Source organism: Ramlibacter sp., assembly GCF_028291745.1.
GTDB lineage: Bacteria > Pseudomonadota > Gammaproteobacteria > Burkholderiales > Burkholderiaceae_C > Ramlibacter.
Window position 1 is genome coordinate 1 of record NZ_JAQGNQ010000070.1, and the last position, 8,269, is coordinate 8,269.

The window sequence follows — 8,269 nt, forward strand, 5'->3', positions numbered from 1 at the left end:
CGGGCCTCTTTCAGCGGCCTCGCACCGAAGAAAGCTACTACCGAAAACGAAAGCGCGCCCAAGACGAGCTCGCTGCGGTCCAGCCGTCTCTCATTTCATGAAAGAACATTCCGGACAGCAGTGGGTCGAGCCCGGGATGACATCCGAACAGCCCCGGATGACATCCACAAAGAAAAAGGCCCGCGACAGCGGGCCTTTTCATGAGTGCGGGAAATCGCCTCAGGCGTGCTGCGCCGAGCGCAGCCGCAGCGAGAACTGCCGCAGCGCTTCGATGCCGCTTTCCTCGGCGCGTCGGCACCAGGCTTGCAGGTCCACCGCCAGTTGCTCGCGCGACTGGTTGGTGTTCATCCACATCTGGCGCAGCTCTTCGCGCATGCTCACCATCTTGTCGAGCACCGGATGCGCCTCGCGCACCTGCTGCACGTGCGGGCGCACGGCCGCCGGGATCTTGTCGTCGTCGCGGTGCAGCCAGCGCTTGGCCGCCTTGAGCATCGCCGAGTCCTGGCCCTTGGCCTTGAGCTGCGCGATCTCCGCCTGGCAGGTGCGACGCATTTCGCGGGCATAGCCGGCCATGACTTCGTAGCGATTGGCGATCACCGCCTCCAGCGTCTTCTCGTCGGCCACCGGCTTGATGCTGCCCAGGCGCAGCTTCGGCGGCACCTTCTTGACCTTGGCGAGGCCGACCTTCTGCATCAGGCTGATGTAGAGCCAGCCGATGTCGAACTCGTAGGGCTTCACCGCGAATTTCGCCGAGGTGGGGTAGGTGTGGTGGTTGTTGTGCAGCTCTTCGCCGCCGATCAGCACGCCCCAGGGGGAGATGTTGGTGCTGGCGTCCGGCGCCTCGAAGTTGCGGTAACCCCAGTAGTGGGCGATGCCGTTGATCACGCCGGCGGCGGTGACGGGGATCCACGCCATCTGCACGGCCCACACGGCCAGGCCGGCGGCGCCGAACAGGGCGACGTTGATGATCAACATCAGGCCCACGCCCTGCCAGCTGTAGCGGGTGTACAGGTTGCGCTCGATCCAGTCGTTGGGCGTGCCGTGGCCGAACTTGGCGATCGTCTCGAGGTTCTTGGCCTCGGTGCGATAAAGCTCCGAGCCCTTCCAGAACACGGTGTCGATGCCGCGCGTCTGCGGGCTGTGCGGATCGTCGACCGTCTCGCACTTGGCGTGGTGCTTGCGGTGGATGGCGACCCATTCCTTGGTCACCATGCCCGTGCCCAGCCACAGCCAGAAACGGAAGAAGTGCGACGGGATGGCGTGCAGATCCATGGCCCGATGAGCCTGCGTGCGGTGCAGGAAGATGGTCACGCCGGCGATCGTGATGTGCGTGGTCAGCAGCGTATACAGGACGATCTGCCACCAGGACAGATTCCAGAAGCCGTTGGCGAGCCAGTCAATCGCTGCGTTCAGCACGGCCCAGTCGGGAAGCAACATGGAGTGTGGTTCTCTTTCTCGTGGAGGTACCCGCAGGATCTCCTGCGTTACGAATTGGACGGATTCTAGGGCCGTCAGTTCATTCCTACATGAACACTTGAGGTCAGTATGCGCTCAGCCTTGGACTTTTTCCCACACTGCGGCGTAAAAACCGTCCGTGCCATGCCGATGCGGCCACAGCCGCAGGTCCTGTCCGCCTTCACTGCACAGCTTTGCGGCGTCGGCGACCTTGGCATTTTCCAGCAGTTCCTGCACCTGGATGCCGCGAAAATCGGGGTGAGCGGCGCTGAATGCCGCGGCGATGTCCTCGTTCTCCGCCCGCAGCAGGCTGCACGTTGCATAGACGATGCGCCCGCCGGGCTTGAGCAGCCGGGCCGCGCTTTCGAGAATGGCGGACTGCTTGGTCGTCAGCTCCGCCAAAGCTTGGGGGGATTGGCGCCACTTCAAGTCGGGATTGCGGCGCAGCGTGCCCAGGCCCGAGCAGGGAGCGTCGACGATCACGCGGTCGATCTTGCCGGCCAGCCGCTTGATGCGCTCGTCGCGCTCGTGCGCGATGGCCGCCGGATGCACGTTCGAGAGCTTGCTGCGCGCCAGCCGCGGCTTCAGATTGTCCAGCCGATGGGCCGAGACGTCGAAGGCATACAGGCGCCCGGTGTTGCGCATGGCCGCACCCAGGGCCAGCGTCTTGCCGCCGGCACCCGCGCAGAAATCGACCACCATCTGGCCGCGGCGGGCATCGGTGATCAAGGCCAGCAGCTGCGAGCCTTCGTCCTGCACTTCCACCGCACCACGGGCAAAAGCGTCGAGCTTCGTGAGCGCGGGTTTGCCGTCGATGCGCAGGCCCCAAGGGGAATAAGGGGTCGGCCTGGCGGCGATGCCGGCCAGCTTGAGTTCCTTCTGCACGTCTTCGCGCTTATCGTTCAAGGCATTGACCCGCAGGTCGAGCGGCGCGGGCTGGTTGAGCGCGTCCACCAGCGGCCAGAAGTCTTCGCCCAGTTGCGCGCGCAACGGTTCGGCCAGCCACTCCGGCAGGTTGTGGCGATGGCGGTCGATCAGCGTGGCAGGCTTGACCGCATCGCACTGGTCCAGCCAGGCCTTCTCCTGCTCGTTGAGCTCGCTTTTCAGGAAGTCGCGCGGGCCGGCGAAAGCCAGGATGGCCAGCCGCCGCTCGCGCGAACCGCTGCCCGAACCCGCGAAATGCTCGAACAGGAGCTTGCGGCGCAGCACCGCGTATGCGGTTTCCGCCAGCGTCGCGCGCTCGCGCGGGCCGAGCGAGCGATGCTCGCGAAAGTAGTGCGAGACCACGGCGTCGGCCGGATGGTCGAACTTCAGGACCTGCGCCACCAGGTCGGCGCAGGCGTCCAGCAAGGCTTTGGGATGCACGTGTTTCCTACAACGAAGGCAGCAGGCGGGCTATCGCCTGCGGATAAATGAGGTGCTCCTGCGTCAGCACGCGGGCGGCAAGAGTGGCTTCGGTATCGCCGGGCAGCACCGGGACCACCGCCTGCTCGAGGATCGGACCGTAATCGAGTTCGGCCGTCACCTGGTGCACGGTGGCGCCGGCGAAGCGGCAGCCGGCCTCGATCGCCCGCCGGTGGGTATGCAGGCCGGGAAAGGCCGGCAGCAGAGAGGGATGGATGTTCAGCAAGCGTCCTTGATAGCGGGCCACGAAGCCGGGCGTGAGAATGCGCATGAAGCCGGCCAGCACCACCAGCGCTGGCTGGAAGCTGTCGATGCGTTCGGCGAGCGCCGCGTCGAAGTCTTCGCGGCTGGCAAAGGCCTTGTGGTCCACCACTTCCGCGGCGATCCGCTGCGCGCGCGCGAACGCCAGGCCGCCCGCATCCGCGCGATTGCTGATCACCGCGGCGACCTGCGCGCCCGGCAGGCCAGCCCAGTTGTCGCGCTCGGCCGCGCGCACAATGGCGGCCATGTTGGAGCCCCCGCCGGAAATCAGAATCACGATCTTCTTCATGTCGGGGGCGATTATCCCAGCCGCATGAACATGGAACCTCTCACCCTGGTGGAAGCGCGCGTGCTCGGTACGCTGATGGAAAAAGCGCGCACGGTGCCGGACAGCTATCCGATGACGCTGAATTCGCTGGTCGCCGGCTGCAATCAGAAGAGCAGCCGGGAGCCGATCAGCAACCTGAGCGAAGCGGAAGTGCAGGAGGCGCTCGATGGCCTCAAGCGCCGCTCGCTCGCCTTTGCCACCAGCGGCAACCGCGTGATGCGCTGGGAGCACAACTTCCAGCGGGCGATGGTGGTGCCGGAGCAGTCGGCCGTGCTGCTGGGCCTGCTGATGCTGCGCGGGCCGCAGACCGCGGGCGAGTTGCGCATCCACAGCGAGCGCTGGTATCGCTTTGCCGACATCTCCTCGGTCGAAGGCTTCCTCGAGGAGCTGCGCGATCGCTCCGAGGCCAAGGGCGGGCCGCTGGTGGTGTTGCTGCCGCGCGCGGCCGGCGCCCGCGAGGCGCGCTGGGCGCACCTGCTGTGCGGGCCGGTGGACATGACGGCGCCGGCGGCCGTCGAGACGCGCGGCAACGGCGAAGCAGGCGGCCTGGCGGCGCGCGTGACGGCGCTGGAATCCGAGGTGGCCGACTTGCGCGCACTCGTGACCGACCTGGCCACGCAACTGGGCTTGTCGCCACCTGGACAGCCCGAATCGAACGACCGTGCTTGAATTCTGGATGTTTGCGGAGACTCCCCATGGACTTGGCTTTCACCCCTGAAGAACAGAAATTCCGCGAGGAGGTCCGTGCCTGGGTGCGCGAGAACCTGCCGCAGGAGATCGCCCACAAGGTGCACAACGCCCTGCATCTCACTCGGGAAGACATGCAGCGCTGGGCGAAGATCCTGGGCAAGAAGGGCTGGCTGGGCTACGGCTGGCCCAAGCAGTTCGGCGGCCCGGGCTGGAGCGCGGTGCAAAAGCACCTGTTCGAGGAAGAGACCGCGCTGGCCGGCGCGCCGCGCATCATCCCCTTCGGCCCGGTGATGGTCGCGCCGGTGATCATGGCCTTCGGTTCCCCCGAGCAGCAGAAGCGCTTCCTGCCCGGCATCGCCAGCGGCGAGGTCTGGTGGAGCCAGGGCTACAGCGAACCGGGCTCGGGCTCCGACCTGGCCTCCGTGAAGACGCGCGCCGAACGCAAGGGCGACCACTACATCGTCAACGGGCAGAAGACCTGGACCACGCTGGCGCAATACGGCGACTGGATCTTCTGCCTGGTGCGGACCTCCACCGAGGGCAAGCCGCAGACCGGCATCTCCTTCCTGCTGATCGACATGAAGTCGCCCGGCGTGACGGTGCGGCCGATCATCATGCTCGATGGCGGCCACGAGGTGAACGAGGTGTTCTTCGACAACGTCGAAGTGCCGGCCGAGAACCTGATCGGCGAGGAGAACAAGGGCTGGACCTACGCCAAGCACCTGCTCTCGCACGAGCGCACCAACATCGCCGACGTCAACCGCGCCAAGCGCGAGCTGGAGCGCCTGAAGCGCATCGCCAAGAGCGAAGGCGTCTACAGCGACATGCGCTTTCGCGACGAGATCGCGAAGCTGGAGGTCGACGTGGTCGCGCTGGAGATGCTGGTGCTGCGGGTGCTGTCGGCGGAGAAGTCCGGCAAGAATCCGCTGGACATCGCAGCCCTGCTGAAGATCAAGGGCAGCGAGATCCAGCAGCGCTACACCGAACTGATGATGCAGGCCGCGGGGCCTTACGCGTCCCCCTTCATCCAGGAGGCGATGGCCGCCGGCTACCAGGGCGAGTACGTCGGCGCCGCCTACCTCGCGCCGCTGGCCGCGAGCTACTTCAACATGCGCAAGACGACGATCTATGGCGGGTCGAATGAGGTGCAACGCAATATCGTTGCGCAGACAGTGCTCGGTTAAACGGCGGTCCACAAACAATCAAGAAGGATGTCATTGCGGGCTTGACCCGCAATCCACGCGGCGGTGAATCAGGCGCCGCATGGATCCCGGGTCCAGCCCGGGATGACATCCTTGCGCCCGCGATGGCGTCCCAGCAGGAGAACACATGGACTTCAATTTCAGCGACGACCAGGAACAACTCCGCGATGCCGTGCGCAAGTGGGTGGATCGCAGCTATGGCTTCGACCGGCGCCGCGAGATCACGCGCAGCGGCGGCTTCGATCGTGCGACTTACGGCCAGCTCGCGGAACTGGGCCTGACCGGCCTGTACGTTTCCGAGGACCACGGCGGCATGGCGATGGGCCCGGTCGAGGCGATGGTGGTGCTGGAGGAACTCGGGCGCGGCATCGTGCTGGAGCCGCTGGGCGCCACCCTGGTCACCAGCGGCCTGCTCGGCGCCTACGGCAACGAGCAGGTCCGGTCGCAGTGGCTGCCGAAGATCGCTTCCGGCGAGGCGCTCGTGGTCCTCGCGTACCACGAACGCAAGGCGCGCTACCGCCTGGACCAGGTGGAGGCACAGGCCACGCAGGCGGGTGGCGGCTGGAAGATCACCGGCGCCAAGAGCGTCGTCCCCGCGGGCGACCAGGCCGACGCCTTCATCGTGCCCGCGAAAGCCAACGGCAAGATCGCGCTGTTCCTGGTGGAACGCCAGGCGCAGGGCGTGGAGACCCGCGGCTATCCCACCATCGACGGCGGCCGCGCCGCTGAAGTGCGCCTGCGCGAAGCGCCGGCCACGCTGGTTACCGAAGACGGCCTGACCGCGCTGGAGCACGCGGTGGACATCGGCATCGCCTGCACCTGCGCCGAAGCCGTGGGCGTGATCGACAAGACCATGCAGCTCACCGCCGAATACATGAACACGCGCAAGCAGTTCGGCGTGACGCTCGCGACCTTCCAGGCGCTGCGCCATCGCATGGCGGACATGAAGATGCAGCAGGAACTGGCCCGGTCCATGAGCTACTACGCCTCGCTCAAGCTGAATGCGCCGGCCCAGGAGCGCCGTCGCGCGCTGGCCCGCGCCAAGTACCAGCTGGGGGTGTCCATGCGCTTCGTCGGCCAGAACTCGGTGCAATTGCATGGCGGCATCGGCGTGACGGATGAATACCTGGGTAGTCACTACTTCAAGAAACTGACCCAGCTCGAACTTGCTTACGGGGATACCCTGCACCAACTCGGCGAGGTCTCGGAAAGAATGCAGGACACCGCCGGCGTCTTTGCCTGACGGCGTCTTCGCACGCAGCAAACGCCCGCGGTCCGCGGGCGTTTGCTTTTGCTGGAGTCAAACAATGATGGCGGATCGACGGACCTTTCTTGCACTTGCTGGCGCGCTGCTCACCACCGGTTGTGCCACCGGCCTTTCGCTGGACGCGCCGGAACCCATCGTCTTCGTGCACGGCAACGGCGACAGCGCCGCCCTGTGGGAGACGACGATCTGGCGCTTCGAATCCAATGGCTGGCCCCGCGACCGGCTGCACGCGATCGACCTGCCCTACCCGATGGCGCGCGACGACGACGCGCAGCCGCAGCCGGGCAAGAGTTCGGTGGCCGAGAACACGGAATTCCTCGCCGCGGCGGTCGACCGCGTGCTGAAGGCCACCGGTGCCCGCCAGGTGATCGTGATGGGCAACTCGCGCGGCGGCTATCCGATCCGCAACTACATCCAGAACGGCGGCGGCGCCGCCAAGGTGAGCCACGCCATCCTGAGCGGTGTGCCGAACCACGGGGTGTGGAACCTCCCCGGCCGCGCGCCGGGCAGCGAATTCGCCGGCAACGGCCCTTTCCTGCAGGCGCTGAACCAGCCCAAGAACGCGAACGGCGACGAGGTCACGGGGCCGGTGAAGTGGCTCACGATCCGCTCGGACGGCAACGACAAGTACGCGCAGCCCAAGGGCCGGTGGATCGGCGATGCCACGGCGGACACCGGCGTCAGCTTCGAGGGCCCGGCGCTGAAGGGCGCGACCAACGTGGTGATCCCGCGCATCGACCACCGCGAGACGGCCTACTCCCCGGCCGCCTTTGAGGCCGCGTACCGCTTCATCACCGGCAAGGCGCCGGCCACGCTGCAGATCGTGCCGGAGGAAGCGGTCGTGCTTTCCGGCATGGTGACCGGCCTGGGAGTGAAGTCCACCGATCCGGCCAGCGGCAACTTCGCCAACAACCTGGCCCTGCCCGGCGCCCAACTGCAGATCTTCGCGATCGATGCGACCACCGGCGCGCGCCGCGGCGATGCGGCTTACTCGAAGGTGATTGGCGATGACGGCCGCTGGGGGCCGTTCGCGGCGCAGCACGACACGCGCTACGAGTTCGTGGTGGCGGCCCAGGGCTACGCCACGACGCACGTGTACCGCAGTCCCTTCCGGCGATCGAGCAGCGTGGTGAACCTGCGTCCCGAGCGGCTGGCCGAATTCGACAAGCCCGGGCCGGCGCTGGTCATCTTCACGCGCCCGCGCGGCTACTTCGACGCCGACCGGGACCGGATGCTGTTCGACCGGCGCACGCCCCCGCCGCTGGTGGTGCAGGGCCAGGGCGCCGGCGTCTCCGCCTCGCGCACCAAGCCGGAGGAAGTGAACCGGCCCGTGATGGGCGAGTTCAACGGCGAAAAGGTGATCGGCCGGACGTGGCCGACGGCGAGCAACGAGGTGACGGTTCTGGAGTTGACGTATTGATGGTGGGAGGGCATCCCGGGTTCAAAGGATGTCATCCCGGGCTTCAAGGGATGTCATCCCGGGCTCGACCCGGGATCCACGCGGCGCTCGATCAACCGCCGCCTGGATTGCGGGTCAAGCCCACTAGTGTCCGGAGAAGAGTTCGCATTTGGGCGGTAAGTCATTGATCTGCTTGATGTAATTGCCCCCTGATGCGGGAATCGATTTGAATTTCGTGCGCCCGGCAGCCCACACTCGCAGTC

Annotated in this window: 7 protein-coding genes; 4 read left to right on the top strand and 3 right to left on the bottom strand. The window is 66.5% G+C overall.

All coding sequences use genetic code 11. The features are described from left to right. Positions 1-219 precede the first annotated feature (219 nt). The 3 genes from JWP60_RS13395 to purN all read right to left on the bottom strand — a co-directional run bounded on the left by JWP60_RS13395 (position 220) and on the right by purN (position 3,409). Entirely contained in the window at positions 220-1,437 is a 1,218-nt protein-coding gene (locus JWP60_RS13395) for a fatty acid desaturase (protein WP_299791938.1), read from the bottom strand. A gap of 114 nt (positions 1,438-1,551) precedes the next feature. Next, positions 1,552-2,820, bottom strand: coding sequence for an RsmB/NOP family class I SAM-dependent RNA methyltransferase (locus JWP60_RS13400; RefSeq protein ID WP_299791941.1), 1,269 nt, complete (start codon positions 2,818-2,820; stop codon positions 1,552-1,554). 7 nt (positions 2,821-2,827) lie between these two features. Further along, positions 2,828-3,409: a phosphoribosylglycinamide formyltransferase gene (gene purN, locus JWP60_RS13405; RefSeq protein WP_299791944.1), complete on the bottom strand. Its 582-nt coding sequence runs from the start codon at positions 3,407-3,409 to the stop codon at positions 2,828-2,830. A gap of 24 nt (positions 3,410-3,433) precedes the next feature. On the opposite strand from purN, the gene JWP60_RS13410 reads away from it, so the two are divergent. The 4 genes from JWP60_RS13410 (at position 3,434) to JWP60_RS13425 (ending at position 8,027) form a co-directional block, all read left to right on the top strand. After that, entirely contained in the window at positions 3,434-4,117 is a 684-nt protein-coding gene (locus JWP60_RS13410) for a YceH family protein (RefSeq protein ID WP_299791946.1), read from the top strand. A gap of 26 nt (positions 4,118-4,143) precedes the next feature. Further along, a complete protein-coding gene (locus JWP60_RS13415; protein WP_299791948.1) occupies positions 4,144-5,322 on the top strand; it encodes an acyl-CoA dehydrogenase family protein in 1,179 nt (392 codons plus the stop codon). Between the two features lie 145 nt (positions 5,323-5,467). After that, positions 5,468-6,583 (top strand): acyl-CoA dehydrogenase family protein, encoded by a 1,116-nt coding sequence (locus JWP60_RS13420; RefSeq protein ID WP_299791950.1) that lies wholly within the window; start codon positions 5,468-5,470, stop codon positions 6,581-6,583. Between the two features lie 67 nt (positions 6,584-6,650). Beyond that, positions 6,651-8,027 (top strand): alpha/beta fold hydrolase, encoded by a 1,377-nt coding sequence (locus tag JWP60_RS13425; RefSeq protein ID WP_299791952.1) that lies wholly within the window; start codon positions 6,651-6,653, stop codon positions 8,025-8,027. Positions 8,028-8,269 lie beyond the last annotated feature (242 nt).